Annotated in this window: 26 protein-coding genes; 16 read left to right on the forward strand and 10 right to left on the reverse strand. The window is 73.8% G+C overall.

Annotation, left to right across the window (positions count from 1 at the left end; translation table 11 throughout):
- Positions 1 to 23: 23 nt before the first annotated feature.
- Positions 24 to 1,238 carry an acetyl-CoA C-acetyltransferase gene (locus IE251_RS34385; protein WP_189756867.1) on the reverse strand — a complete coding sequence of 405 codons (1,215 nt, stop codon included), beginning with the start codon at positions 1,236 to 1,238 and terminating at the stop codon, positions 24 to 26.
- A 43-nt stretch (positions 1,239 to 1,281) separates the two neighbouring features.
- Positions 1,282 to 2,466 (reverse strand): CaiB/BaiF CoA transferase family protein, encoded by a 1,185-nt coding sequence (locus IE251_RS34390; protein ID WP_189756868.1) that lies wholly within the window; start codon positions 2,464 to 2,466, stop codon positions 1,282 to 1,284.
- 340 nt (positions 2,467 to 2,806) lie between these two features.
- On the opposite strand from IE251_RS34390, the gene IE251_RS34395 reads away from it, so the two are divergent.
- A complete protein-coding gene (locus IE251_RS34395) occupies positions 2,807 to 3,985 on the forward strand; it encodes a saccharopine dehydrogenase family protein (protein WP_189756869.1) in 1,179 nt (392 codons plus the stop codon).
- A gap of 88 nt (positions 3,986 to 4,073) precedes the next feature.
- On the forward strand, positions 4,074 to 4,262 hold the full coding sequence (locus IE251_RS34400) for a hypothetical protein (RefSeq protein ID WP_189756870.1): 189 nt from the start codon (positions 4,074 to 4,076) through the stop codon (positions 4,260 to 4,262).
- On the opposite strand, the gene IE251_RS34405 is transcribed toward IE251_RS34400, so the two are convergent.
- The gene (locus IE251_RS34405) at positions 4,226 to 4,969 is read right to left on the reverse strand and encodes an endonuclease V (RefSeq protein WP_030788708.1); all 744 of its coding nucleotides are present in this window, start codon (positions 4,967 to 4,969) and stop codon (positions 4,226 to 4,228) included. The genes IE251_RS34400 and IE251_RS34405 overlap by 37 nt on opposite strands.
- Positions 4,970 to 5,027: 58 nt before the next feature.
- On the opposite strand from IE251_RS34405, the gene IE251_RS34410 reads away from it, so the two are divergent.
- A complete protein-coding gene (locus tag IE251_RS34410; protein ID WP_189756871.1) occupies positions 5,028 to 5,324 on the forward strand; it encodes a YciI family protein in 297 nt (98 codons plus the stop codon).
- Positions 5,325 to 5,333: 9 nt separating this feature from the next.
- Here the strand turns inward: IE251_RS34410 and IE251_RS34415 are convergent, their stop codons facing one another.
- Positions 5,334 to 5,672, reverse strand: coding sequence for a hypothetical protein (locus tag IE251_RS34415; RefSeq protein ID WP_030618251.1), 339 nt, complete (start codon positions 5,670 to 5,672; stop codon positions 5,334 to 5,336).
- A 75-nt stretch (positions 5,673 to 5,747) separates the two neighbouring features.
- On the reverse strand, positions 5,748 to 6,887 hold the full coding sequence (locus tag IE251_RS34420; RefSeq protein WP_373302089.1) for a WD40/YVTN/BNR-like repeat-containing protein: 1,140 nt from the start codon (positions 6,885 to 6,887) through the stop codon (positions 5,748 to 5,750).
- A gap of 220 nt (positions 6,888 to 7,107) precedes the next feature.
- On the opposite strand from IE251_RS34420, the gene ssgD reads away from it, so the two are divergent.
- The 4 genes from ssgD (at position 7,108) to IE251_RS34440 (ending at position 11,640) form a co-directional block, all read left to right on the forward strand.
- Positions 7,108 to 7,524, forward strand: a complete 417-nt coding sequence (gene ssgD / locus IE251_RS34425) for a spore wall synthesis regulator SsgD (RefSeq protein WP_030788715.1) — start codon at positions 7,108 to 7,110, stop codon at positions 7,522 to 7,524.
- 379 nt (positions 7,525 to 7,903) lie between these two features.
- Complete coding sequence (locus IE251_RS34430; RefSeq protein WP_189756873.1) at positions 7,904 to 9,529, forward strand: ABC-F family ATP-binding cassette domain-containing protein; 1,626 nt, start codon at positions 7,904 to 7,906, stop codon at positions 9,527 to 9,529.
- A gap of 131 nt (positions 9,530 to 9,660) precedes the next feature.
- On the forward strand, positions 9,661 to 10,437 hold the full coding sequence (gene ddaH / locus IE251_RS34435) for a dimethylargininase (protein ID WP_189756874.1): 777 nt from the start codon (positions 9,661 to 9,663) through the stop codon (positions 10,435 to 10,437).
- A gap of 228 nt (positions 10,438 to 10,665) precedes the next feature.
- On the forward strand, positions 10,666 to 11,640 hold the full coding sequence (locus tag IE251_RS34440) for an acyl-ACP desaturase (RefSeq protein ID WP_189756875.1): 975 nt from the start codon (positions 10,666 to 10,668) through the stop codon (positions 11,638 to 11,640).
- 50 nt (positions 11,641 to 11,690) lie between these two features.
- Here the strand turns inward: IE251_RS34440 and IE251_RS34445 are convergent, their stop codons facing one another.
- Positions 11,691 to 11,936, reverse strand: a complete 246-nt coding sequence (locus tag IE251_RS34445) for a WhiB family transcriptional regulator (RefSeq protein WP_030618234.1) — start codon at positions 11,934 to 11,936, stop codon at positions 11,691 to 11,693.
- Between the two features lie 259 nt (positions 11,937 to 12,195).
- Here IE251_RS34445 and IE251_RS34450 point away from each other — a divergent pair, with 259 nt between their 5' ends.
- Positions 12,196 to 12,987, forward strand: a complete 792-nt coding sequence (locus IE251_RS34450) for a VOC family protein (RefSeq protein WP_189756876.1) — start codon at positions 12,196 to 12,198, stop codon at positions 12,985 to 12,987.
- Between the two features lie 12 nt (positions 12,988 to 12,999).
- Here IE251_RS34450 and IE251_RS34455 read toward each other — a convergent pair whose 3' ends face one another.
- Positions 13,000 to 14,076: a LacI family DNA-binding transcriptional regulator gene (locus tag IE251_RS34455; protein WP_189756877.1), complete on the reverse strand. Its 1,077-nt coding sequence runs from the start codon at positions 14,074 to 14,076 to the stop codon at positions 13,000 to 13,002.
- Positions 14,077 to 14,346: 270 nt separating this feature from the next.
- A complete protein-coding gene (gene ligD / locus IE251_RS34460; protein ID WP_189756878.1) occupies positions 14,347 to 15,366 on the reverse strand; it encodes a non-homologous end-joining DNA ligase in 1,020 nt (339 codons plus the stop codon).
- A 73-nt stretch (positions 15,367 to 15,439) separates the two neighbouring features.
- On the opposite strand from ligD, the gene IE251_RS34465 reads away from it, so the two are divergent.
- Positions 15,440 to 16,525, forward strand: a complete 1,086-nt coding sequence (locus tag IE251_RS34465; protein ID WP_189756879.1) for an ATP-dependent DNA ligase — start codon at positions 15,440 to 15,442, stop codon at positions 16,523 to 16,525.
- Positions 16,526 to 16,543: 18 nt separating this feature from the next.
- Here the strand turns inward: IE251_RS34465 and IE251_RS34470 are convergent, their stop codons facing one another.
- Together IE251_RS34470 and IE251_RS34475 are read right to left on the reverse strand one after the other, a co-directional pair.
- Positions 16,544 to 17,734, reverse strand: coding sequence for a zinc-dependent alcohol dehydrogenase (locus IE251_RS34470; RefSeq protein WP_189756880.1), 1,191 nt, complete (start codon positions 17,732 to 17,734; stop codon positions 16,544 to 16,546).
- A gap of 106 nt (positions 17,735 to 17,840) precedes the next feature.
- A complete protein-coding gene (locus IE251_RS34475) occupies positions 17,841 to 18,326 on the reverse strand; it encodes a MarR family winged helix-turn-helix transcriptional regulator (RefSeq protein ID WP_189756881.1) in 486 nt (161 codons plus the stop codon).
- A gap of 187 nt (positions 18,327 to 18,513) precedes the next feature.
- Between IE251_RS34475 and IE251_RS34480 the strand changes: the two genes are divergently transcribed.
- From IE251_RS34480 to pcaDC, 7 genes are all read left to right on the forward strand, one after another.
- A complete protein-coding gene (locus tag IE251_RS34480) occupies positions 18,514 to 19,269 on the forward strand; it encodes a CoA transferase subunit A (RefSeq protein ID WP_189756882.1) in 756 nt (251 codons plus the stop codon).
- Positions 19,269 to 19,913: a CoA transferase subunit B gene (locus tag IE251_RS34485; protein ID WP_189756883.1), complete on the forward strand. Its 645-nt coding sequence runs from the start codon at positions 19,269 to 19,271 to the stop codon at positions 19,911 to 19,913. Before IE251_RS34480 ends, IE251_RS34485 begins: the two co-directional genes overlap by 1 nt.
- Positions 19,914 to 20,082: 169 nt before the next feature.
- The gene (locus tag IE251_RS34490; RefSeq protein WP_189756884.1) at positions 20,083 to 21,303 is read left to right on the forward strand and encodes a thiolase family protein; all 1,221 of its coding nucleotides are present in this window, start codon (positions 20,083 to 20,085) and stop codon (positions 21,301 to 21,303) included.
- Positions 21,304 to 21,322: 19 nt separating this feature from the next.
- On the forward strand, positions 21,323 to 22,096 hold the full coding sequence (gene pcaH / locus IE251_RS34495; protein ID WP_189756885.1) for a protocatechuate 3,4-dioxygenase subunit beta: 774 nt from the start codon (positions 21,323 to 21,325) through the stop codon (positions 22,094 to 22,096).
- 5 nt (positions 22,097 to 22,101) lie between these two features.
- On the forward strand, positions 22,102 to 22,704 hold the full coding sequence (gene pcaG, locus IE251_RS34500; protein ID WP_189756886.1) for a protocatechuate 3,4-dioxygenase subunit alpha: 603 nt from the start codon (positions 22,102 to 22,104) through the stop codon (positions 22,702 to 22,704).
- Positions 22,701 to 24,038 carry a 3-carboxy-cis,cis-muconate cycloisomerase gene (gene pcaB / locus IE251_RS34505; RefSeq protein ID WP_189756887.1) on the forward strand — a complete coding sequence of 446 codons (1,338 nt, stop codon included), beginning with the start codon at positions 22,701 to 22,703 and terminating at the stop codon, positions 24,036 to 24,038. The genes pcaG and pcaB overlap by 4 nt, the downstream gene beginning before the upstream one ends.
- Positions 24,035 to 25,156: a bifunctional 3-oxoadipate enol-lactonase/4-carboxymuconolactone decarboxylase PcaDC gene (gene pcaDC / locus IE251_RS34510; RefSeq protein ID WP_189756888.1), complete on the forward strand. Its 1,122-nt coding sequence runs from the start codon at positions 24,035 to 24,037 to the stop codon at positions 25,154 to 25,156. The genes pcaB and pcaDC overlap by 4 nt, the downstream gene beginning before the upstream one ends.
- Positions 25,157 to 25,215 lie beyond the last annotated feature (59 nt).

Here is a 25,215-nt window from a genome sequence, read left to right on the forward strand (position 1 = left end):
AGTCGCTTGGTTCCGCGGGGAGTTCAGATGCGCTCGATGATGGTGGCGATGCCCATGCCGCCGCCGACGCACAGCGTGGCGAGGCCGTAGCGCTTGTCCTGGCGCTCCAGTTCGTCGACGAGGGTGCCGAGGATCATCGCGCCGGTGGCGCCGAGCGGGTGGCCGAGGGCGATGGCGCCGCCGTTGACGTTGATCTTGTCCAGGCTCAGGCCCATGTCCTTCGCGTAGCGCAGGACGACCGCGGCGAACGCCTCGTTGATCTCGACCAGGTCGATGTCGTCGATGGTGAGACCGGCCTTGGCCAGGGCCTTGCGGCTGGCGGGGGCGGGCCCGGTGAGCATGATGGTCGGCTCGGAGCCGGAGACGGCGGCGGAGACGATCCGCGCGCGGGGGGTGAGGCCGTGGCGTTCGCCGGCCTCCCGGGAGCCGATCGCGACGAGCGCGGCGCCGTCCACGATGCCGGAGGAGTTGCCCGCGTGGTGGACGTGGTCGATCTTCTCCACCCAGTGGTACTTCTGCAGCGCGACGGCGTCGAAGCCGCCCAGGTCGCCGATGTCCGCGAAGGACGGCTTGAGCTTCGCGAGGGAGTCGGCGGTGGTTCCGGGGCGCGGGTGCTCGTCGTGGTCGAGGACGACCAGGCCGTTGCGGTCCTTGACGGGGACCACGGAGCGCTCGAAGCGGTTCTCCTTCCAGGCGGTGGCGGCGCGCTCCTGGGACAGGGCCGCGTACTCGTCCACGTCGCGGCGGGAGAAGCCCTCGATGGTGGCGATCAGGTCGGCGCTGATGCCCTGCGGGACGAAGTTGACGGCGAGGTTGGTCATCGGGTCGTTGAACCAGGCGCCGCCGTCCGAGGCCATCGGGACGCGGGACATGGACTCGACGCCGCCGGCCAGCACCAGGTCCTCCCAGCCGGCCCGGATCTTGGCGGCGGCCAGGTTGACGGCCTCCAGGCCGGAGGCACAGAAGCGGTTCTCCTGGACGCCCGCGACGGTGTCCGGCAGCCCGGCGGCGAGGGCGGCGATCCGGGCGATGTCGGAGCCCTGGTCGCCGATGGGGCTGACGACGCCGAGCACGATGTCGTCGATCCCGGCCGGGTCCAGGCCGGGGAAGCGGTCGCGGATCTCGTGGATGAGGCCGACGACCAGGTCGACGGGCTTCGTGCCGTGCAGGGCGCCGTTCGCCTTGCCGCGCCCGCGCGGGGTGCGGATCGCGTCGTACACGTACGCTTCGGTGCTCACTGGGGTGCCTTTCGGGAGGGTGGTCCGGGCGGGGTGGGCGGGGTCAGCCGCCGTCGGTGACCGCGTCTTCGGTGGCCGGGGCGCCTGGGCCGTCGGCGGGGCGGGGCGGTATGCGCCAGTCCCGGGCGACCGCCTCGGTGTCCGCGCCGGGCCGGGCGGGGCCGGTGCGGACGGCGGTCGGGGTGGCGGAGAACCGGGGTGCGGGGGCGGGCTGGGTGATGCCGTCGTGGTCGGTGAAGGTGGCGCGGGCGGCGAGGTGCGGGTGGTGCGGGGCCTCGCGCAGGCCGAGGACGGGGGCCACGCAGGCGTCGGTGTCCTCGAAGACGACCGTCCACTCGTCCCGGGTGCGGGTCTTGAAGGCGGCGGCGATCCGTTCGCGCAGCTCTCCCCAGCGGGTGAGGTCGGTGCGGGCGGAGGCGAGGGGGGCGAGGCCCAGCAGGCGCAGGAACTCGTCGTAGAACTTCTCTTCCAGGGCGCCGACCGCCATGTACCGGCCGTCGGCGGTCTCGTAGGTGCCGTAGTAGGGGCAGCCGCCGTCCAGGAGGTTGGCGGCGCGCCGGTCCTGCCAGCCGCCGGCGGCGAGCATGGCGTGGATCATCGTGGACAGGTGGGCCGTGCCGTCGACGATGGCCGCGTCGACGACCTGGCCGGTGCCGGTCGCGCGCGCGTGGTGCAGCGCGGCGAGGACGCCGACGACCAGGTAGAGGGCGCCGCCCGCGTAGTCCCCGAGGAGGTTGGCGGGCACGGCCGGGGGTTCGTCCGGGCGGCCGATCATGCCGAGGGTGCCGGTGAGCGCGATGTAGGCGATGTCGTGGCCGGCGCGGTGGGCGAGGGGGCCGTCCTGGCCCCAGCCGGTCATCCGGCCGTAGACCAGGCGGGGGTTGCGGGCGTGGCAGTCCCCGGGGCCGACGCCGAGCCGTTCGGCGACGCCCGGGCGGTAGCCCTCCACGAGGATGTCGGCCCGTTCGGCGAGGTCGAGGACGCGTGCGGGGCCGTCCGGCGCCTTGAGGTCGACGACGACCGAGCGTTTGTTGCGGTTGGTGAGGTCGCGGGCCGGGTCGATGCCGAGGCCCGGGCCGCCCGGGCGGTCCACCCGGACCACGTCGGCGCCCAGGTCGGCCAGCAGCATGGCGGCGAACGGGCCGGGCCCGATGCCGGCCAGTTCCACCACGCGCACGCCGGCGAGCGGGCCGGTACCCGGCGCCGGCGGCGTCTGTGCCGTTGTCATCCGTCCAGCCCCCAAAGCGTGTGTGACACCGCTGCTGTAACACCGGTGATGCTAAGAACGTGTTCCACCGAACACAAGACCCAACGAGCAAGCGCTTAGCCAAGTGCCCGGCGCGTCAGCCACCACTCGGACGAGTGAACGGGACCGCGCCTGCCCCGCCGGGTGCGCGGTGCCGGCATCGCCTTCCCGGACGGGTGCGTCGGCTCCCGCGGGCGCCGGCTGTTCCCGGCTGCGGACACCGCTGCCTCCGGGCTGGTCTTCGGACTGCGCACTCCTCACGCTAGCCTCGGCCACCGACAGCGGCGCGGGCTGCGCTGGGGGTGTGTGGACAAGGGGTGACATGAGCAGCATCGGCAGGACCGGCCGTCCCTACGACCTCGTGCTCTTCGGGGCCACGGGCTTCGTCGGCGCGCTCACGGCCCGCTATCTCGCCGAGCACGCGCCGCGGGGGCTGCGCTGGGCGGTCGCCGGCCGTGACCAACGGCGGCTGGAGCGGCTGCGGGAGAGCCTGCCCGGCGGCGAGGGCATCGGTGTCCTGCGGGCCGACACGGACGAACCGGCCACCTTGCGCGCGCTCGCCGGGCACGCGCGCGTGGTCGCCACGACCGTCGGACCGTACGTGCTGCACGGCGAGGAACTCGTCGCCGCCTGCGCCGACAGCGGCACCGACTACCTGGACCTCACGGGCGAGCCGGAGTTCGTGGACCTGGTGTACGTCCGGCACGACGCACGCGCGCGGGAGACGGGCGCGCGCCTGGTGCACGCCTGCGGCTTCGACTCGGTGCCGCACGACCTCGGCGTGTACTTCACGGTCCGCCGGCTGCCCGAGGGCGTGCCGCTGACCGTGGACGGCTATGTGACCGTGGACGCGGCCTTCTCCGGCGGCACCCTCGCCTCGGCGCTGAACCAGCTGGCCCGCGCCGGGCGGATGCGGGCCGCCGCCCGCGAACGGGCCCGGCACGAGCCACGGCTGCCGGGCCGCCGGGTCACGGCGCCGCCCGGCGCGCCGCGGTTCGCCCCGGAGGCCGGCGCGTGGGCGCTGCCGCTGCCCACCATCGACCCGCAGGTCGTACGCCGTTCGGCGCGGGCGCTGGAGCGGTACGGCCCGGACTTCCGCTACCGCCACTACGCCGCCGTACGCCATCTGCCGGTCGCCCTCGGCGGGGCCGCCGCCGTCGGCGCGCTGGCGGTCGCGGCCCAGGTGCCGCCCCTGCGGCGCCGGTTGTCGGACCTGCTCCGGCCGGGGGACGGCCCGGGCCCCGAGAAGCGGGCGAAGAGCTGGTTCCGGGTGCGGTTCGTCGGCGAGGGCGGCGGGGAGCGCGTGTACACCGAGGTCGCGGGCGGCGACCCGGGCTACGACGAGACGGCGAAGATGTTCGCCGAGGCCGCCCTCTGCCTGGCCTTCGACGAGCTGCCGCCGACGGCCGGTCAGGTCACCACGGCCGAGGCGATGGGCGACGCCCTGACCGAGCGGCTGCGCGCGGCCGGGATCACCTTCCGGGAGGCGGCGCGGCGCTGACCGGAACACGTCGGTCCCGGCGGGCCCGCGGGCGCCCGGCTGCGATGATGAGCCCCGGCCGGAGTGCCCCCGAGGAGGCGGAGCGTACGTGAAGTTCGTGCTGGAAGTGACCGTGGACGACGGCGTGGAGGAGCAGGACCGGGCGCGCGAGCTGGAGCGCGTCCTGCGCTACTGGGGCGGCAACCTGCGCCACTACGCGCTGGAACCCGGCGCCGGTTCGGCCGTTTACGACTCGGCGTATCAGGAAGTGGGCGCCTGGCGGGTCGTGGCGTCCTGACCGTCGGCGTCCGGCAGGCTCCGCGCCGCCTCGCGCAGGGCCCGCCGGCACAGGGCGTCGGCCCGGCGCGTGGTCTCCGGGAGCCGGAACCGCGGGGTCAGCGCGAGGGTGTGCGCCAGGGCTCCGGGCAGGCCCACCCGGTGGCCGACGGAGACGAAGACCGGTTTGACGCCGTCCCTGGTGCGCAGGGCGCGCCCGACCTCCTCGGTGCCCGCCGTCAGCGGCGCCGAGGCGCCGCGCGCCGGGCCGGGTTCGTCGTAGGTGAAGGTGAACGGGTTCTTGGCGACGCCGATGACCGGCAGGTCCGTGAGCACCCCGAGGTGACTGGCCAGGCCGAAGCGGCGCGGGTGGGCCAGGCCGTAGCCGTCACAGACGACGAGGCCGGGCGGGCCGGGCAGCCGGTCCAGGGCGGCCAGCACGGCCGGGAGCTCGCGGAAGGCGAGGAGCCCGGGCACGTACGGGAAGGAGACCCGGCCGACGGCCGTCGCCTCCGCGACGACGTCCAGGGTGGCGGCGTCCAGCACCACGGCCGCCGCCGCGACCAGGTCCAGCTCGTCGTCGTAGGCGACGTCGACCCCGGTGACCCGGCCCGTCCCGGGCGGCGGCCCGGGCTCGTCGAGCACCACTCGGCCGCGCAGCTCGTCCTGGACGGCGCGGGCCTCCTCCTCGGTCGCGGGCCAGCCCGCGGGTACGCCAACGATCGTCACGCGGGTGACTGTACGGTTCGCCGGTGGCCGGCGGCGGGGCGGGGGTAGGCTCCGGATCATGTTCGTCCTTGAGCTGACCTACACCGCGCCCCTCGATGCCGTGGACGCCGTCCTGCCCGACCATGTGGCCTGGCTGGAGCGGCAGTACGACAAGGGCCTGTTCCTGGCCTCCGGACGCAAGAACCCCCGCGACGGCGGGGTGATCGTGGCCGTCACGGGGGACCGCGCCGAGATCGAGGAGGTCGTCGCCACCGACCCGTTCGTCACCGCCGGGGTGTGCTCCTACCGCGTCATCGAGTTCCTCGCCACGAAGACGGCCCCCGAGCTGGAACGGCACCGGCAGACGCTCGGCTGAGCCGGCGGGTCATCCCTTCTTGCGGTCCAGCGCGCGCTGCAACTGCTCCTTGTTCATGTGCGAACGGCCTTCGATGCCGCGCTGCCTGGCCTCGTTGTACAACTGGTCGCGGGTCGGGCCGTGCGAGCCGACCCGGTTGCCGGACCGCTGGCCGCCCCGCTTGCCGGACGACATGTCCTGGGTCGAGGTGCGGCTGGCGGTCTTGGACTCGCCGGAGCGGGCGCGTTCCTTGTTCACCGTCCGCGCGGCGATCTCCTTGGCGCGCCCGGTGCTCTCGCCCCGGTCCTGCGCGCTCTTCTTGATGTGCTCGTACTGACGCTCGCGCTTGGGGCTGGAACCGGCTGGCATGATCGCTCCTTTCGTTCGCGGCGCAGGACGAGTACCCGCCTCACGCGCGCTCACGTCACCGGAGAGGCCGCCGTCTCACCGTTCCAGCCGGGCCGCCCGGCCCTGTTCACCGGCCGCCCAGCAACCGCGGTCGGGGGCGCACGCCACGGTGTCGTAGGAGCCGGTGTCGACGGTCCGCCAGGTGCGGCCGCCGTCGGTGGTCAGATCGGTGCCGGTCGGGCCGACGGCGAGCGCTTCCGTGCGGCTGTGCGGCAGCCAGGCGGCGCCGGAGCGGTACGCGGGCGGCGGGGTGGTGGCGGGGCGCCAGGTCCGGCCGCCGTCGGCCGTGACCGCGGCGGACCTCGGGGAGGGCTGCCCGGGGCGGTAGTCGCCGCCGACCGCGATGCCGTGCGCGCGGTCGCGGAAGGCGAGCGCGAAGACGCCCCTGGCCGGATCGCCCGCCGGTACGGGCGTGTCGGCGGCCGTCCAGGTCAGGCCGCGGTCGGCGGTGTGCAGCACGCGCGCGTGCGGGCCGCCGCCGGTGGCCAGCCAGGCGTCGCGCGGGCCGGAGGCGACCAGGCACTGGCCGCTCGCGGCGAACCCGGCCTCGCCGTCCCGCGCCGGCGGCATGCCCTCGGTGGGCAGCAGGCGCCAGGAGCGTCCGCCGTCGGCGGTGGACAGGACGCGGAACCTGCCGTCCACGGGGTCGCCGAGGGCGAGGCCGTGGCGACGGTCGAAGAAGGCGAGACAGTCGTAGAAGGCCCTCGGGTCGGTGTTTCGGAAGGACTCCGTCCAGGTCGTGCCGCCGTCGTCGGTGCGGTAGACGCGGGACGCCTCGCCCGCGCCGATGGCCAGCACCACGGCCCGCCGCGCGTCGAACGCCGTCACGTCCCGGAACTCCAGTCCGGCCGCGCCGGGTGGCGAGACGTTTCGCCAGCTCGCGCCGCCGTCCGTGGTGCGCAGCACCGTGCCGCCGGTGCCGGCCAGCCAGGCGGTGCGCCGGTCCACGGCGGCGAGGCCGCGGAAGCGGACCTGGGGGGCGCCGGTGTCCCGGGGGACCCACCGCGGGGCCGCCGGGCCGCCGCTCCCCCGCTGCGGGCCCGCACCGCCGTCCGCCCGCCCCGGGGCCCCGGCCGCCGGAACCGTCAGGGCGGCCAGTGCGGCCGCGCACGCCACCGCCGTCGCCACCGGCCGGCTCGCCCGTCCCCCGCGTCGCGTTTTCCCCAAGCGCCTCATGGCGGGCGAAGCTAGCCCAGTCCCCGGGGCGCGTCCAGGGGGCCGGGTGCGCCGGTGCCGGCGGGAGACGGGCCGCGGCGGGCCGTGCTCCCCGTGCATGAACGCGGTGACCGAGGTCACTCGGTCCGGGTGTGCACGCACCGGCCGTTTCCGTCGTCTCCTCCTGTGCCGGGTGTGGGCGCATCCGGGCGCAGTCCAGCCGTCACGAGGGAGCAAGGTGTTGTCCACCGTCATCGAGCAGCCCGTAGAGGCCCGTCTCGTCGCCGCCGCACCGCGCATGCCGAGCATTCCCGCCACGCTGCGCTACGACCGGCGCGACCCGTTCGCCGTCCGCATGGCCTTCCCCGCGCCGGCCACCCTGGAGGGCGTCGACGTGTGCTGGACCTTCGCCCGTGAGCTGCTGACGGCCGGGCTGGAGGACCCCGCGGGCCAGGGTGACGTCCGCGTGCGGCCGTACGGGTACGACCGCACGGTGCTGGAGTTCCACGCCCCGGAGGGCACCGCGATCGTGCATGTGCGCTCGGGCGAGATACGGCGGTTCCTCAAGGCCGCGGACGAACTGGTCCCCGTCGGTCTGGAACACCTCCAGCTCGACCTGGACCACGGCCTCGCCGAGCTGATGCGGGACGCCTGCTGAAGAGCACGCGCGCGTAGGACGCGTGCTGAACGACACGCGCGCGCGGGACGCCCGGTGAGCGGCACGCGCGCGTGAGGAGCGCCCCGGACAGCGCGGGAAGCGCCCCGGCGAAATCGCGTTGACACCCTCTTCCCGCCGCTCGTACGGTGTTCAGCGGTTCTGTTGCCGTCGATCGGAGAAGGACGTTGCTCGACTGAGGTCTTGAGACACCGCGTCGCACCGGTGAGGTGTGCGCGGCGTACGACGACCTCGGCGTCCGAGCCGTCCCCCAGGCACAGGCCCCTTCTTCCGCGGCCCTTTTCTGCCCGGCCCCTCGGTTCCCGCCTCGCGGTGTCTCGATACGCGTCCACCCGAACGCCCACACCCTCGCGAGGCGCCCATGTCCGCTTCCCTCACCTGCACCTCCCTGTCCTTCGCCTGGCCCGACGGCACCGCCGTCTTCGACGGCCTCGACATCGCGTTCGGCCCCGGCCGGACCGGGCTCGTCGGCGTCAACGGATCGGGCAAGTCCACCCTGCTCAAGCTGCTGGCCGGGGAACTCGTCCCGGCCGACGGCACCGTCAAGGCGACCGGCGAGATCGGCTACCTCCCGCAGAGCGTCACCCTGGACACCGCGCTCCGGGTCGACCAGGCCCTCGGCATCGCCGAGCGGCGGGCCGCCCTGCACGCCATCGAGGCGGGTGACGTCTCCGAGGAGCACTTCGAGACCGTCGGCGACGACTGGGACGTCGAGGAGCGCGCCCTGGCCACCCTCGGCGAGCTCGGCCTCGGCCACCTCGGCCTGGACCGGACCGTCGGCGAGGTGTCCGGCGGCGAGTCGGTGCTGCTGCGGCTCGCCGCGCTGCTGCTGCGCCGCCCCGGCATCCTGCTGCTCGACGAACCGACGAACAGCCTCGACCTGTACGCGCGCCGGCGGCTCCACCAGGCCGTCACCGCCTGGCCGGGCGTCCTGGTCGTGGTCAGCCACGACCGGGAACTGCTCGACCTGGTCGACCAGATCGCGGACCTGCGCGCGGGCGAGGTCACCTGGTACGGCGGCAACTTCTCGGCCTACGAGGAGGCGCTGGCCGTCGAGCAGGAGGCGGCCGAGCGCATGGTGCGCGTCGCCGAGGCCGATGTGCGCAAGCAGAAGCGTGAACTGGCCGACGCCCGGACGAAACTGGCCCGCCGCAAGCGGTACGGGCAGAAGATGTACGACTCCAAGCGCGAGCCGAAGATCGTCATGGGGGCGCGCAAACGCGCCGCCCAGGAGTCCGCGGGCAAGCACCGCATCCTGCACGAGGAACGGCTCGCCGAGGCCAGGGAACGGCTGGACGAGGCGGTGGAGGCCGTACGGGACGACGACGAGATCCGCGTCGAACTGCCGTACACGGCCGTGCCGCCCGGCCGGCAGGTGCTCACCCTGGAGAACCTGGAAACGGCCTGCCACACGCGCGTGCCCGGCATCCTCGATCTGCGCGGCCCGGAGCGGATCGCGCTCGTCGGCCGCAACGGCGCCGGCAAGACGACGCTGCTGCGGACCATCGCCGGGCAGCTGGCGCCGGCGGCCGGCACCGTGACGGCCCACGTGCCGCTGCGGTTCCTGCCGCAGCGGCTGGACGTGCTGGACGACGGCCTGTCGGTGGCCGAGAACGTGGCCCGGTTCGCGCCGGACGCCACCAACAACCGGATCCGGGCCCGTCTCGCCCGCTTCCTGTTCCGGGGCGCCCGGGCCGACCAGGAGGCGGGCACCCTCTCCGGTGGCGAGCGCTTCCGGGCGGCCCTGGCCGCGCTGCTGCTCGCCGAGCCGGCACCGCAGTTGCTGCTGCTGGACGAGCCGACGAACAACCTGGACATGGCCAGCGTCCGGCAGCTGACCCAGGCCCTGGAGTCGTACGAGGGCGCGCTGCTCGTCGCCGCCCACGACCTGCCGTTCCTGGAGTCGGTCGGGATCACCCGCTGGCTGCTGATGGAGGGAGGCGAGCTGACGGAGACCACGCCCGAGGCGCTCGGCGAACCGGCCTGACCGGGCGGCCGGGACACACCCCGGCACCCAGGTTTTGCCCTGGCCGGAGCGCGCTGCATGATGACGGACCGGCGCCGGGTGACCGGCGCCGGACACCGCACCATCGCACCGACCGATACGAAAGGCCCGTCGTGCCCAGCAAGAAGGCCCTCGTCCGCCGCCCCAGCCCCCGCCTCGCCGACGGCCTGGTGACGCACATCGCGCGGGAGAAGGTCGACGTAGGGCTCGCCGTGGAGCAGTGGGAGGCCTATGTGGCGGCCCTGCGCGCGCACGGCTGGGAGACGATCGAGGTCGAACCGGCCGACGACTGCCCGGACTCGGTGTTCGTCGAGGACACCGTCGTCATGTTCCGGAACGTGGCGTTGATCACTCGTCCGGGTGCCGCCGCCCGGCGCGCGGAGACCGCCGGGGTGGAGGAGGCCGTGGCGAGCCTCGGCTGCTCGGTGAACTGGATATGGGATCCGGGCACGCTGGACGGCGGTGATGTCCTCAAGGTCGGCGACACCGTGTACGTGGGCCGCAGCGGGCGCACCAACGCGGCCGGTGTACAGCAGCTGCGGGCGGCCTTCGAACCGCTGGGCGCCCGGGTGGTGGCCGTCCCGGTGAGCAAGGTGCTGCACCTGAAGTCGGCGGTGACCGCGCTGCCCGACGGCACGGTGATCGGGCACATCCCGCGGGTGGACCGGCCGTCGCTGTTCCCCGGGTTCCTGTCGGTGCCGGAGGAGTCCGGGGCGCACGTGGTGCTGCTGGGCGGCGGCAAGCTGCTGATGGCGGCGAGCGCGCCGCGGACGGCGGAGCTGCTGAGCGATCTCGGGCACGACGTGGTCACGGTCGACATCAGCGAGTTCGAGAAGCTGGAGGGCTGTGTGACCTGCCTCTCCGTGCGCCTGCGGGAGCTGTACGCCTGACCGGGTGATTCCGCCTCTCCGGCAGCCCCGGGACCTGCGGGTCCCGGGGCCGTCCGGCGTGCGCGGGAGGCCGGCCGGCAAGGCTGATCAGTGGTTCTTTACCGCCGCCTTAGCCTACGGCTTCGTAACCTACGGTTTCGTAGCCTACGATCTCGTAGGTTCCCGGCACCGCTCGCCGGGCCGTTCCCTTTCCCCACGCCCCATGTCCGGCGTCCCCCTGGAGTTCCTGTGACGATCACTTCCCCTCACCTCGGCAGCCCGTCCGTCTGGACCGACGCGCGGCTTCTGTACGCACTGGAGGAAGTGGTCGAGAACGAACTGAACCGGCATCTGAAGGTCGCCAAGGACTGGATGCCGCACGAGTACGTGCCGTGGAGCGACGCCCGTAACTTCCCCGGTCTGTTCGAGGACGGGGAGGCCTGGGAGAAGGGCCAGTCGAAGGTGACGGAGGTCGGCCGCATCGCCCTCGTGGTCAACCTGCTCACCGAGGACAACCTGCCGAGCTACCACCACGAGATCGCCACGCTGTTCGGCCGCGACGGCGCCTGGGGCACCTGGGTGCACCGCTGGACGGCCGAGGAGGGCCGGCACGGCATCGTGATGCGCGACTATCTGCTGGCCTCGCGCGCGGTGGATCCCGACCAGCTGGAGCGCTTCCGTATGGCGCACATGAGCGAGGGCTTCGAGTCCGACAACGGGCACTCGATGCTGCACTCGATCGCCTACGTCGCCTTCCAGGAGCTGGCCACGCGGATCTCGCACCGCAACACCGGCCACCAGTCCGGGGACCCGGTCTGCGACCGCATGCTGGCCCGCATCGCGACCGACGAGAACCTGCACATGGTGTTCTACCGCAACCTGCTCAAGGCGGCCTTCGAGCTCGCCCCCGACCTGACCATGGGGGCGGTCCGGGACGTCGTGGTGAACTTCCGCATGCCCGGCCACGGCATCCCCGGCTTCGAGCGGGCCGCCGCGCAGATGGCGATCGGCGAGGTGTACAACCTGCGCATCCACCATGACGACGTGCTGCAGCCGGTGCTGCGCTTCCTGAAGGTCATGGAGATCGACGGCCTCGGCCCCGAGGGCCTGAGGGCGCAGGAGGAACTCGGCCTGTTCCTGGGCGGGCTGAACGCGGAGGCGTCGAAGTTCGACGAGAAGCTGGCCGCGCGCAAGGCCCGGATGGCGGCACGCGCCGCGGGCTGACGCCCCGCGCCCGGCCCGGGCGGCGGACGGGCGGTGCCGGAGGGCGGTGGTCAGCGGGCGGTGCGCCGCAGGGCCAGGCGTTCCTTCTCCGACAGGCCGCCCCAGACGCCGAACCGCTCGTCGTGGGCGAGGGCGTACTCCAGGCAGGCCGGGCGCAGCTCGCACATGGCGCAGATGCGCTTCGCCTCGCGCACCGAGCTGCCGGGCTCGGGGAAGAAGAAGTCCGGCCCGGTCTGTGCGCACAGGGCCTGAGCCTGCCAGGTGTCGTCGGCCGGGGTGATGGTGTCGATGTGCATGCCAGGAGCCTGCCCCGGACAGAAAAACGTTCGATCAACGCCGGCTCAACGGAGTGCCCCGAACGCCGGCCGGCGGCCCCCGGACCGCCCCGATGATGCCCCCTCGTTCCCCGCGCGCGCACGGCGGCGCGCGGGGCCGGTGCGAAAAGCCGAGGAGCCCGGGGACGCGGGTGCTCGTGTGGTGCTCCGGCGGCGATTGTCAGTGGCCGGTGCCAGACTCGGCAGTGCACAGGACCGGACCCTTGCGAGGAGGGCCGAGATGCTCACGACCCGTTTCGTCACCGGCGCGCCCGACTGGATCGACGTGACCAGCCCCGACCTCGAGGGTGCCGTCGCCTTCTACGGCGCGCTGTTCGGCTGGCGGTTCGGCCCGGCGGGACCGGACACCGGCGGTCACGGCGTCTTCCGGCTGGCCGGCCGGGCCGTGGCGGGCGGCACGCGGGCCGCCCCCGGGCAGGGGCCGCCGGGCTGGACGGTGTACTTCCGCACCGAGGACGTCCGGGCCACCGCGGAGGCGGCCGAACAGGCGCACGGCAGCGTGCTGGCGGGGCCGGCGGACGGGCCGGAGCGGGGCCGCGGCGCGGTGCTCGCCGACCGGGCGGGCGCGCCGTTCGGCATCCGGCAGCCGGGCCGGACCAGCGGCCTGGAGGCGGCGGGCGAGCCGGGCGCGCTGTGCTGGGTCGAGCTGCACACGCCGGACATCGCGGCGGCGGCCGCGTTCTATCGCCGGGTGCTCGGTCTGGAGACGTCCGGGGTGTCCTTCCCGGACGGGACCTATACGTGTGTCAATCCGGACGGTGCCGGTGAGGAGGCGATGTTCGGGGGGCTGGTGCCGACGGCCGGTGACCCCGCCGAGGTGGAGTCCGGCGCGTACTGGCTGCCGTACTTCGAGGTGGCCGACGCGGACGCCGTCGTCGACCGGGCCCGGCGGCTCGGCGGGGCGGCTCGCGGACCCGCGACGACCGTGCCGGGGGTGGGGCGGACGGCCCGGCTCGCCGATCCGTACGGGGCCCGGTTCGCGGTGATCAGACCCGAGCCGCCCGCCGGCTGACCCTCGGGCGGCTCACGCGGAGGCGCGGCGTATCAGGGTGGTCGGCAGGATCACGCCCTTACCTCGCGCGCCCGGGGCGCCGGCCGTCGTACGCGCCCGGTCCCGGCCGCCGGACAGGCCCTCCAGCAGCAGCCGGGCCATCAGCCGGCCCATGCCCTCGATGTCCTGACGTACCGTCGTCAGCGGTGGATCGGTCTGCTCGGCGACCGGCGCCATGTCGTCGAAGCCGGCCACGGCCACGTCCTCGGGAACCCGCCGGCCGGCCTCGCGCAGCACCCGCAGCGCGCCGAGCGCGGTGAGGTCGTTGGCGGCGAACACGGCGTCGACGTCCGGGCAGCGGGCCAGGAGTTCCCGCATGGCGCGCTCACCACCGGCCGGGGTGAAGTCGCCCTCCACGACCAGCCGGGGATCGTACGCGCCGGGCACCTCGGCGACGGCGTCCCGGTAGCCGTCGAGCCGGTCCACCGCCGAGGTCTGGTCCAGCGCGCCGGTGAGGTGGGCGACACGCCTGCGGCCGAGATCCAGCAGATGCCGTACCGCCGCCCGGGCCCCGCCCCGGTTGTCGCAGTCGACGTAGACCACGCCGGGGTCCGGCGCCCCGGTGTCCGCGCTCCAGTGGGGGCGCCCGCCGAACACGGTGGGCACCCCGGCGTCGCGGATGAGGCCGGGCAGCGGGTCGTCCAGGTGCAGGGAGAACACGAGGGCGCCGTCGACATGGCCGCCGGCGAGATAGCGGGCCACGCGGGTGTGATCGGCGCGGCCCTCGGTGAGCAGCAGCACGAGCTGGTTGTCGTGCGCGGTCAGTTCCTTGCCGATGCCGCGCAGCTGGAGCGCGAAGAAGGGATCGGCGAAGACCCTGGTCTCGGGCTCGGCGACGACGACCGCGACCGCGTCGTGGCGCCGGGTCACCAGGCTGCGTGCCGCCTGGTTGGGGACGTAGCCCAGTTCCTCCACGGCCCGCCGGACCCGCTCGGCCAGGGGTGCGCGGACCCCGTCGCCGCCGTTGACCACCCGGGACACGGTGGCCCGGGACACCCCGGCCCGCGCGGCCACGGCCTCCAGGGTGGGACGCGACACGGCCTCGGTCACTTCGCGACACCCCCTCCTCGGCGGCCGGCACTCAGGATAGCCGCGGGGCACCGGCCCGGACCGGCGGCAGCGATGGCCGGCGCGACGCCGGGAACGGGCGTTTCCGCCGGCTCGGCGGGGTGTCGGGCACCGGTGACGTATGTGAGGGCAGGGTTCGTGGGCGGTGAACGGGAAGGGATCCGGGACGGATGGTCATGAGGAGTCCTCCTTGTCCGCCGCGGCGGGCCGTATGGCCCGGCAGGCGGCGCGGCGACCGCTCCCGGCAGGGCCTCAGTCCGACGAGGTGCGGCGGGCCCGGCTCGGCTGCACGCGGGTGGGCTCGCCGGGCATCTTCGGGTACTCCGGCGGATACGGCAGGTCGCCCAGGCCGTGGTCGTGTTCGTCCCGCCGGGCCAGTTCCAGCAGCGCGTCCAGGGAGTAGGCGTGATCGTCCATGTCGGCGTGCACGTCGCCGAGTTCGGCGAACCGGGCGGGCATGGTGGCGAGGTCGAAGTCGCGGGGGTGGGCGACGCCGACCTCCTCCCAGCGCAGGGGCGCGGAGACGGGGGCGTGCGGGCGGGGACGCACCGAATAGGCGGAAGCGATGGTGCGGTCCCGTGCCGTCTGGTTGTAGTCGAGGAATATGCGGCGCCCGCGCTCCTCCTTCCACCACTTGATGGTGACGTGCTCGGGCATCCGGCGTTCCATCTCCCGGCCGACCGCGATCGCCGCGCGGCGCACCTGGGTGAAGGTCCAGCGGGGTTCGATGGGAACGAAGACGTGCAGGCCCCGGCCGCCGGAGGTCTTCGGCCAGCCGCGCAGTCCGCCGAACTCCTCCAGCACCGCGCGCAGTTCGTGGGCGGCGCGGACCGCGTCGTCGTAGTCGGTGCCGGGCTGCGGGTCGAGGTCGATGCGGAGTTCGTCGGGGTGGTCGACGTCGGCGGCGCGGACCGGCCAGGGGTGGAAGGTGAGGGTGCCGTACTGGGCGGCCCACACCACCGCGGCCTCCTCGGTGGGGCACATCTCGTCGGCGCTGCGACCGCTGGGGAAGGTGATGTGGGCGGTCGGGATCCAGTCGGGCATGCTCTTGGGCGCCCGCTTCTGGAAGAACCACTCGCCGCCGACACCGTCCGGGTAGCGCTCCAGGGTGGTGGGGCGGTCGCGCAGGGCGCGCAGGATGCCGGGGGCGACCGAGACGTAGTACCGGGCGAGGTCCAGCTTGGTGAAGCCCCGCTCCGGGAAGAACACCTTGTCCGGGCTGGACAGCCGTACGGTCCGGCCGCCGACCTCCAGTTCCACCGCATCACCCATGCGGCCACCGTAGGCGCACCCCGCACACCTCGCATACCGGGCGAAGCCGTATGCACGCGAGCAGAATCGGAGCATGGATCTGCCCGTCATGCCGCCCGTGAAGCCGATGCTCGCCAAGTCGGTGGCGAAGATCCCGCCGGGCATGCACTACGAGGCCAAGTGGGACGGCTTCCGGTCGATCGTGTTCCGTGACGGGGCCGAGGTCGAGCTGGGCAGCCGCACCGGCAAGCCTTTGACCAGGTACTTTCCCGAGCTGGTCGAGGCGTTGAAGGAGCGGGTGCCCGAGCGGTGCGTGCTGGACGGGGAGATCGTGATCGCGCGCGGCGGGCGGCTGGACTTCGACGCGCTGACCGAGCGCATCCACCCGGCCGCGTCCCGGGTGCGGATGCTGGCCGAGAAGAACCCGGCCTCCTTCGTCGCCTTCGACCTGCTGGCCCTGGACGACCACGCCCTGCTCGACGTACCGCTGACCGACCGCCGCGCCCTGCTGGACCGGGCCCTGGCGGACTCCACCCCGCCGGTGCATCTGGCGCCCTCGACGGCCGACATCGAGGTGGCCCGGCACTGGTTCGAGCAGTTCGAGGGCGCCGGACTGGACGGGGTCGTGGCCAAACCGCCCGACCTGCGCTATCTCCAGGACGAGCGGGCCATGTTCAAGGTGAAGCACGAGCGGACTGCGGACGTCGTCGTCGCCGGGTACCGCCTCCACAAGAGCGGCCCGGTCGTGGGCTCGTTGCTGCTGGGCCTCTACGACGAGCGGGGCCGGCTCCAGCACGTCGGCGTGTCGGCCGCGTTCTCCATGAAGAGGCGCGCCGAACTGGTCGACGAGCTCGAGCCGCTGCGGATGGACGATGTCTCCGGACACCCGTGGGCCGCCTGGACGGACGAGGCCGCGCACGAGACGGCCCGGCTGCCGGGCGCGCCGAGCCGCTGGTCCGGGAAGAAGGACCTGTCCTGGGTGCCGCTGCGGCCGGAGCGGGTGGCCGAGGTGGCCTACGACCACATGGAGAACGGACAGCGTTTCCGGCACACCGCCCGCTTCCGCCGCTGGCGCCCGGACCGTACGCCGGACAGCTGCACGTACACCCAGCTGGAGGAGCCGGTGCGGTACGACCTGGCGGAGGTGCTCGGCGAGAAGGGCTCCCGGGATCCCGGCTGAGCGTCCGCGACCGGCGCGCTACGGCTGCATGAGGATCTTGACGGCGCCGTCCTGCTTGCGCTGGAACATCTCGTAGGCGTGCGGCGCCTCCGCCAGCGGCAGCCGGTGCGTGGCGAAGTCGTCCACGCCGAGCGGGTCCTCGTCCGTGAGGTAGGGGATGATCTGGTCGCTCCAGCGGCGGACGTTGGCCTGGCCCATGCGGAGCTGGATCTGCTTGTCGAAGAGGGTGAGCATCGGCATCGGGTCCGCCATGCCGCCGTAGACGCCGCTCAGCGAGATCGTGCCGCCGCGGCGGACCAGGTCGATCGCCATGTACAGGGCGCCGAGCCGGTCGATGCTGAAGCGTTCGGCGAGCGGACCGCTCAGTTTGCGGGGCATCATCGCGGTCGCCGTCTGGGCGAGCTTGGCGGCGGCGCTGCCGTGCGCCTCGGTGCCCACCGCGTCGATCACGGCGTCCGGGCCGCGGCCGCCGGTCACCTCACGGATCGCGTGGACCAGCGCCTTCTCGTCGTCGAAGGCCCTGATGTCGTACGTCTCGACCCCGCGCCGCTGCGCCCGGGCCAGCCGCTCGGGCACCAGGTCCACGCCGAAGACGCGTTCCGCGCCGCGGGCCCTGGCGATCCGGCAGGCCATGTCGCCGATCGGGCCGAGGCCGAGGACGGCGAGGGTTCCGCCGGGCGGGACGGCGGCGTACTCGACGGCCTGCCAGGCGGTGGGCAGCACGTCGGAGAGGTAGACGAACCGGTCGTCCGGCGGTCCCTCGGGGACCTTGATCGGGCCGAACTGGGCCTGCGGGACCCGTAGGTACTCGGCCTGGCCGCCGGGCACGGCACCGTACAGGCGGGTGTAGCCGAACAGGGCCGCGCCCATGCCCTCGCCGGTGACCTGGGTCGTCTCGCACTGGGTGGGCAGGCCCGTGTCGCACATGAAGCAGTGCCCGCAGGCGATCTGGAAGGGCACCACCACCCTGTCGCCGGGGCGCAGGTCCGGCACCTCCGGGCCGACCTCCTCCACGATGCCCATGGGTTCGTGACCGAGGATGTCGCCGGGCGTCATGAACGGGGTGAGCACCTCGTACAGATGCAGGTCGGAGCCGCACAGTCCGGTGGACGTCACGCGGATGACGGCGTCCGTGGGTTCCTCGATCCGCGGGTCGGGCACGTCCTCGACCCGGACGTCCCGCTTGCCCTGCCAGGTGACTGCCTTCATGGGTCGCGCTCCCTACGTCACGTTCGGCCTCGTCCGTGCGGTGGCGGCCGGGTACCCGCGCGCACCGGGACCGAACCCGGCGGGGGACGGTGGCCGTGGAGGCCGGTCAGCCTTGGGCGGCCAGGGGCTCGGCCGGTTCGCGCGGGCCCTCGGCCGGGTTGCGCAGGCTCTCGGCCGCGTCGGCGACCCGGCGGATCAGGTCGAAGAAGACGGTCTGCTCCTCGGCGGACAGCGGGGCGAGGAAGACCTGGTTCATCCGGGCGGTGCGGACGGACAGCTTGCGGTGGGTGCGCGCGCCCTCGTCGGTGAGGCGGAGCAGGAAGCGCCGGCCGTCGCGCGGGTCGCGCACCTTGTGCAGCAGCCCGCGGCGGTCGAGCCGGCTGATCACCTCGGCGATGGTGGAGCGGTCCAGGCCCACCCGCTCCCCCACGGTCCGCTGGTCGAGTCCGGGTTCGGCGACGAGCGCGTTCATGACCGCGAACTGCGGCGAGGTGATCTCCTCCGAGACCATCGTGTTCCACAGCAGGTAGTGCGCCTGCTGGAGCCGCCGGGCGAGGTGTCCGGGATGGGTGGTGAGATCCACCGCGGCCATGTGCGCTCCCCTGATCGATTCGTTGGTGCACTGAACGATACCCGGCCGCCGAACCGGCTGTCTTGTTCTGTGGCCGCGCAAAAATCCAGGTCTTGACGGCTTTCGTCTCCGGTGGCAGCGTGAGCGGCACCTCACGAATTGCTCAGTGCCCTGACTATCTGGGGACCGGAGAGACGGAGCTTCACGCATGGACAAGGTGGTGGCCACCGCCGGCGAGGCGGTGGCCGATGTGCCGGACGGCGCGTCCCTCGCCGTCGGCGGGTTCGGGCTCAGCGGCGTGCCCGACGTGCTGATCCAGGCGCTGTACGAGCGCGGGGTCGGCGGGCTGAAGGTGGTGTCGAACAACTGCGGGGCGATGGAGTCCGGGCTGGCGGTGCTGCTGGCCGCGGGCCGGATCACCCGGGTGACCGGCTCGTACATCGGCGGCAACAAGGAGTTCGCGCGCCAGTATCTGGCCGGTGAGCTGGAGCTGGAGCTGATCCCGCAGGGCACGCTGGCCGAACGGCTGCGCGCGGGCGGCGCCGGCATCCCCGCCTTCTACACCCCGGCCGGCGTCGGCACCCAGGTCGCCGAGGGCGGGCTGCCCTGGCGCTACGACGGCTCGGGCGGGGTCGCGCTTGCTTCGCCGCCGAAGGAGGTGCGGGAGTTCGACGGCGTGGAGTACGTGCTGGAGCGGGGCATCCGCACCGACTTCGCGCTGGTCAGGGCCGCGCGCGGGGACCGGCACGGAAACCTGGTGTTCCGCAGGTCGGCGCGGAACTTCAACCCGTTGGCCGCGATGGCCGGCCGGGTCACCATCGCCGAGGTGGAGGAGCTGGTCGAGCCCGGCGCGATCGATCCGGACGAGGTGCACGTGCCGGGCGTCTTCGTGCAGCGGGTGGTGCCGCTCACCCCTGAGCAGGCGGCGGACAAGCGGATCGAGTTCCGGACGGTGAGCGGCTGATGGCCTGGACACGCGAGGAGATGGCCGCCCGCGCGGCCCGTGAGCTGCGGGACGGCCAGTACGTGAACCTGGGGATCGGCTTGCCGACGCTGATCCCGAACCATCTCCCCGAGGGGGTCGAGGTGGTACTGGAGTCGGAGAACGGCATTCTCGGCACCGGCCCCTACCCCACGGAGGACCAGGTCGACCCCGATCTGATCAACGCGGGCAAGGAGACCGTGACGGTGCTGCCGGGCGCCTCCTTCTTCGACTCGGCGCTGTCCTTCGCGATGATCCGCGGCGGGCACATCGACGTGGCCGTGCTCGGCGCGATGCAGGTGTCCGCCCGGGGCGACCTGGCCAACTGGGCGGTGCCCGGGAAGCTGGTCACCGGGATCGGGGGCGCGATGGACCTGGTGCACGGTGCCCGGCAGGTGATCGTGGTGATGACGCACACCGCGAAGGACGGCTCGGCGAAGATCCTCAAGGAGTGCACGCTGCCGTTGACCGGCAAGGGGTGTGTGAACCGAGTCATCACGGATCTGGCGGTACTGGACGTCACCGCGGAGGGGCTGACACTGACGGAGACCGCGCCGGGTGTGAGCGTGGACGAGGTCATCGCCAGGACGGACGCGGAACTGAGCGTTGCGGAGGATCTGTTGTGAACCGAGCTCACACGGTTCCCACCGCTCACGCCGCCGCCAGCCTCGGCGCTGTGAACCCCGCTCACACCGCCGCACCCACCCCGCACGCCACCGTCGGCCTCGGCACCGTGAACCCCGCTACCCCCGCTGATCCCGTTGACCCGGTTCACACCGCAAAGGCACACACACTGTGAACACCGCTCACACCCCGAAACCCGTTTACATCGTCGACGCCGTCCGCACCCCTTTCGGCCGGTACAACGGCGCCCTGGCCACCGTCCGTCCCGACGACCTCGCCGCCCACACCCTCCGCGCGCTGCTCGCCCGCACCCCGGAGCTGGATCCCGCCCGGATCGACGACGTCTACCTCGGCAACGCCAACGGCGCCGGCGAGGAGAACCGTAACGTCGCCCGCATGGCCGCCCTGCTCGCCGGGCTGCCCACCTCCGTGCCCGGCGTGACCGTGAACCGGCTGTGCGCCTCCGGCCTGGAGGCGGTGATCCAGGCGGCCCGGGCCATCGCCCTGGGGGACGCGTCCCTCGCCGTGGCCGGCGGGGTGGAGTCCATGACCCGGGCGCCGTACGTCCTGCCGAAGGCGGACAGCCCGTTCCCGGCCGCCCACACCGAGCTGTACTCGACCACGCTCGGCTGGCGCATGGTCAACCCGCGGATGGACCCGCAGTGGACCATCCCGCTCGGCGAGAGCGCCGAGCTCATCGCCGACAAGCACGGCATCAGCCGCGAGCGGCAGGACGAGTTCGCGCTGGCCTCCCACCGCAAGGCCGTCATCGCGCGGGAGCAGGGCCTGTTCGACGCCGAGTCGGTGTCCGTCCCGGTGCCGCGGCGCAAGGGCGAGCCGGTCGACCTCACCGCCGACGAGTGCGTACGGCCGGACGCCTCGCTCGCCGCCATGGCGAAGCTGAGGCCCGCCTTCCGGGCCGAGGGCGGCACGGTCACCGCGGGCAACGCCTCTCCCCTCAACGACGGCGCGGCGGCCCTGCTCCTCGCCGACGAGGAGGGGCTGCGGGCCACCGGCCGGGAGCCGCTGGCCCGGATCAGCGCGACCGGCCTGTCCGCGACCGACCCCCAGTACTTCGGGCTGGCGCCCGTGGAGGCCGTCCACCGGGCCCTCGCCAAGGCCGGCAAGGGCTTCGGCGATCTGTCGGTGCTGGAGCTGAACGAGGCGTTCGCCGCCCAGGTGCTGGGCTGCCTCGCCGAATGGCCGGAGTTCGACCCGGCGGTCCTCAACCCGCAGGGCGGCGCCATCGCGCTCGGCCACCCGCTCGGCGCCTCCGGGGCCCGGCTCGCCGGGACCGTCGCCCACCAGCTCGCCCGCCGCGGCTCCGGCACCGGTGTGGCCACCCTCTGCATCGGCGTGGGCCAGGGCCTCGCCCTCGTCCTCGAACGATAAGGAAGCGTCAGGTAGCAGCATGACTCTCACCCAGCAGGACATCGACCAGGAGATGGCCGCGGAGCGCGTCGCGTACGCCAAGCGCGTCGCCGACGGCGCGCCCGTCGAGCACCATCCGCGCCGCGATTACGCGCCGTACCGCTCCTCCGTGCTGCGCCATCCGAAGCAGCCCCTGGTGGCGATCGACACGCGCCGGGACCCGGAGCTGGTGGAGCTGCGCTCGCCCGCCTTCGGGGAGCGGGACATCACCGAGATCGACAACGACCTCACCCGGCAGCACACCGGGGAGCCCGTCGGTGAGCGCATCACGGTCTCCGGGCGGCTGCTGGACCGCGACGGGCGCCCGGTGCGCGGTCAGCTGATCGAGATCTGGCAGGCCAACTCGGCCGGGCGGTACGCCCATCGGCGCGAGCAGCACGACGCGCCGCTGGACCCGAACTTCACGGGGGTCGGCCGTACCCTCACCGACGCCGAGGGCCGCTATCACTTCACCACCATCCAGCCGGGCCCCTATCCCTGGCGCAACCACGTGAACGCCTGGCGTCCTGCCCATATCCACTTCTCGGTGTTCGGGACGGCGTTCACCCAGCGGCTGGTGACCCAGATGTACTTCCCGAACGACCCGCTGTTCCCCCACGACCCGATCCTGCAGTCGGTGACGGACGAGGCGGCCCGGCAGCGGCTGGTCGCCACCTACGACCACGGGCTGTCGGTGCCCGAGTTCTCCCTGGGCTACCGCTGGGACATCGTGCTGGACGGCCCGGCCGCCACCTGGATCGAAGAAGGACGCTGACCGCCATGACGCTCATCGACCCGGGCAGCCCGGAGCAGGTGCTGCCCACGCCGTCCCACACGGTCGGCCCGTTCTACGGGTACGCGCTGCCGTTCCGCGGCGGCGAGGAGATCGCCCCGCTCGGTCATCCGGACACCGTCACCGTGCACGGCTACGTCCTCGACGGCGCGGGCGATCCGCTGCCCGACGCGCTGCTCGAGGTGTGGGGCCCGCGGCCCGACGGCACGGTGCCGCGGGCGGACGGCGCGCTGCGGCGGGACCCGGCCACGGGCGGCTTCCTGGGCCGCAACGGCGTGGAGTTCACCGGCTGGGGGCGGATCCAGACGGATGCGGACGGGCACTGGTACGTACGTACGCTGCGCCCCGGCGCGCGCGGGGGCAACGCGCCCTACCTCAGTGTCTGCGTCTTCGCGCGAGGGCTGCTCGTACATCTGTTCACTCGTATCTACCTGCCGGGTGACGACACCGCCCTGGCCGCCGACCCGCTGCTCACCCGAGTGGGCGACCGGCGGGACACGCTGATCGCGGGTGACGAGGGGAACGGCACCTACCGTTTCGACATCCGCCTTCAGGGCGAAGGCGAGACGGTCTTCCTGGAGTACCAGTGACACCCGAGTTCCCTTCCTGCGCCGACACCGGTCTGCTGGCCCCCGGGCGGGGGGCGGCCGCCGTGTCCGAGACCGGCGACCCCGCTTATCTGCGGGCGCTGCTCGACGCCGAGGCCGCGCTGACCCGGGCGCAGGCCGCGCTCGGGCTCGCCCCGCCCGAGGCCGCGGCGGCGGTGGCCGAGGCGGCCGACCCGGCACGGTACGACCTGCGCTCGCTGGCCGCCCGCGCCGCCGGCGGCGGCAATCCGGTGATCCCGCTGGCCGCCGACCTGACCGCGGCGGTCGGTGCCGAGTACGGCCCCTACGTCCACCGGGGTGCCACCAGCCAGGACATCATGGACACGGCGACGATGCTGGTCGCCGTGCGCGCCCTCGGTCCGGTCCTGGCCGACCTCGGGCGCGCCGAGCGGGCACTGGCCCGTCTCGCGGCCGGGCACCGGGACACCGTGCTGCCGGGCCGGACGCTCACCCAGCACGCCGTACCGACCACGTTCGGGCTGAAGGCGGCCGGCTGGCGCGCGCTGGTCCTGGACGCGCGCGACCGCCTCACCCGGGTACGCGACTCGCTGCCGGCCCAGCTCGGCGGGGCCGCCGGAACCCTGGCGGCGTTCCAGGCGTACGGCGCCCCGGACCCGGCCGTGCTGACGGAGGCGTACGCCCGTGAAGTCGGGCTGGCCGCACCCGTGTTGCCCTGGCACACGCTGCGCACGCCGATCGCGGATCTGGCCGGGTGCCTGGCCTTCACGGTGGGCGCGCTGGGCAAGCTCGCCGTGGACGTGCTGACGTTGTCGCGCACCGAGATCGGCGAGGTGAGCGAGGGCGACGGGGGCGGCTCGTCCGCCATGCCGCACAAGGCGAACCCGGTGCGCGCCACGCTCCTGGCGTCCGCCGCCCGGCAGGCTCCCCAGCTCGCGGCGACGCTGTACGGCTGCCTGGCCGCCGAGGACGAGCGGCCGGCCGGCGCCTGGCACGCCGAGTGGGAGCCGCTGCGTGATCTGCTCCGGCTGGTGGGCGGCGCGGCCGGACAGGCGGCGGAGCTGGCCGAGGGGCTGCGGGTGCACCCGGACGCGATGCGCGACGATCTCGGCCGCACCCGGGGGCTGATCGTCTCCGAGCGGCTGACCGCCGTCCTCGCGCCCGTCCTCGGGCGGGCGCGGGCCAAGGAGCTGCTGACCGAACTGGCCCGCCGCGCCCACTCCGAGAACCGCCCGCTGCGCGAACTCCTCGAAGAACAGGAGGAGTTGGCGGGCCTCGATCTGGCCGAGGCGACCGACCCCGCCCGGTACACCGGTTTCGCCGGCATCCTCACCGACCGTGCTCTGGAGCGACGTTGACCGTGACCCTCCTCAACCACCGTGCGGAAGGCCCCGCTTCCGCGCCGCCGCTGCTGCTCGGGCCCTCGCTCGGCACCTCGCTCGCCCTGTGGGACCGGGTGGCGCCCGAACTGTCCGCAAGCCACCGGGTGATCTGCTGGGACCTGCCGGGGCACGGCGGTTCGGCGGCGGACCTGATCGGGCCGGGCGCGACCGTCGGCGATCTGGCCGCGCTGGTGCTGGCGCTCGCCGACACGCTCGGCGTCGACCGGTTCGCCTACGCGGGCGTGTCCCTGGGCGGGGCGGTCGGCCTGCACCTGGCCGTCCACCACCCCGAGCGGCTGACCTCGCTGGCGGTGCTGTGCTCCTCGGCCCGCTTCGGCGGCGCGGCGCCCTGGCGGGAGCGGGCGGAGCGGGTGCGCCGCGAGGGACTGGAGTGGCTGGCCGAGAGCGCCGACGCGCGCTGGTTCACGCCCGGGTTCAGCGTGCCGGAACTGGTCCGGGACCACCGTACGGCCGACCCGGAGGCGTATGCCGCCTGCTGCGACGCGCTGGCCTCGTTCGACCTGCGCGACCGGCTCGCCGGGATCACCGTACCGACGCTGTGCGTGGCCGGGCGGGAGGATCCCGCGACCCCGCCCGCGCATCTGAGGGAGATCGCGGACGCGGTGCCGGGGGCGGCGCTGGTGGAGCTGCCCGGGGCTTCTCATCTGGCCCCGGCGCAGGTCCCCCGGGCGGTGCTGGCGGCACTGCGCACCCAGCTCGACGGGCCGCCGGCGAGCGGTCTCGCGGTGCGCCGCCAGGTGCTGGGCGACGCCCATGTGGACCGCGCGCAGGCCCGGCAGACCCCGTTCACCGCCCGCTTCCAGGACTTCATCTCGCGCTACGCGTGGGGCGAGATCTGGACCGACCCGACGCTGTCGCGCCGCGAGCGCAGCATGATCACGCTGACCGCGCTGGTCGCGCACGGCCACTACGAGGAGCTGGCGATGCATGTCCGGGCGGCCCGGCGCAACGGGCTGACGCCGGAGGAGATCGGCGCGGTGCTGTTGCAGACCGCCGTGTACTGCGGCGTGCCGGCGGCCAACTCGGCGTTCGCGACGGCCCAGCGGGTGCTCGCCGAGGAGGAACCGGGCTGACCGGCGAGGAAGATGCCCCTGCCGGTCGTCCCGCCATGAGGCCGGCGTTCAGCGGCGGT

Origin of the sequence: Streptomyces eurythermus, assembly GCF_014649115.1 — a bacterium.
Taxonomy (GTDB): domain Bacteria; phylum Actinomycetota; class Actinomycetes; order Streptomycetales; family Streptomycetaceae; genus Streptomyces; species Streptomyces eurythermus.

Excerpts from the sequence above, each read along its gene's own strand:
- pcaG (WP_189756886.1), top strand. The coding sequence starts at position 22,102 with ATGACGCTCATCGACCCGGGCAGCCCGGAGCAGGTGCTGCCCACGCCG.
- IE251_RS34415 (WP_030618251.1), bottom strand. The coding sequence starts at position 5,672 with ATGCCAGCCGGTTCCAGCCCCAAGCGCGAGCGTCAGTACGAGCACATC.
- IE251_RS34450 (WP_189756876.1), top strand. The coding sequence starts at position 12,196 with ATGCTCACGACCCGTTTCGTCACCGGCGCGCCCGACTGGATCGACGTG.
- IE251_RS34420 (WP_373302089.1), bottom strand. The coding sequence starts at position 6,887 with ATGAGGCGCTTGGGGAAAACGCGACGCGGGGGACGGGCGAGCCGGCCG.
- IE251_RS34485 (WP_189756883.1), top strand. The coding sequence starts at position 19,269 with ATGGCCTGGACACGCGAGGAGATGGCCGCCCGCGCGGCCCGTGAGCTG.
- IE251_RS34445 (WP_030618234.1), bottom strand. The coding sequence starts at position 11,936 with ATGCACATCGACACCATCACCCCGGCCGACGACACCTGGCAGGCTCAG.
- pcaH (WP_189756885.1), top strand. The coding sequence starts at position 21,323 with ATGACTCTCACCCAGCAGGACATCGACCAGGAGATGGCCGCGGAGCGC.
- IE251_RS34480 (WP_189756882.1), top strand. The coding sequence starts at position 18,514 with ATGGACAAGGTGGTGGCCACCGCCGGCGAGGCGGTGGCCGATGTGCCG.
- IE251_RS34465 (WP_189756879.1), top strand. The coding sequence starts at position 15,440 with ATGGATCTGCCCGTCATGCCGCCCGTGAAGCCGATGCTCGCCAAGTCG.
- IE251_RS34470 (WP_189756880.1), bottom strand. The coding sequence starts at position 17,734 with ATGAAGGCAGTCACCTGGCAGGGCAAGCGGGACGTCCGGGTCGAGGAC.
- IE251_RS34410 (WP_189756871.1), top strand. The coding sequence starts at position 5,028 with ATGTTCGTCCTTGAGCTGACCTACACCGCGCCCCTCGATGCCGTGGAC.
- IE251_RS34475 (WP_189756881.1), bottom strand. The coding sequence starts at position 18,326 with ATGGCCGCGGTGGATCTCACCACCCATCCCGGACACCTCGCCCGGCGG.
- ligD (WP_189756878.1), bottom strand. The coding sequence starts at position 15,366 with ATGGGTGATGCGGTGGAACTGGAGGTCGGCGGCCGGACCGTACGGCTG.
- IE251_RS34395 (WP_189756869.1), top strand. The coding sequence starts at position 2,807 with ATGAGCAGCATCGGCAGGACCGGCCGTCCCTACGACCTCGTGCTCTTC.
- IE251_RS34430 (WP_189756873.1), top strand. The coding sequence starts at position 7,904 with ATGTCCGCTTCCCTCACCTGCACCTCCCTGTCCTTCGCCTGGCCCGAC.
- IE251_RS34390 (WP_189756868.1), bottom strand. The coding sequence starts at position 2,466 with ATGACAACGGCACAGACGCCGCCGGCGCCGGGTACCGGCCCGCTCGCC.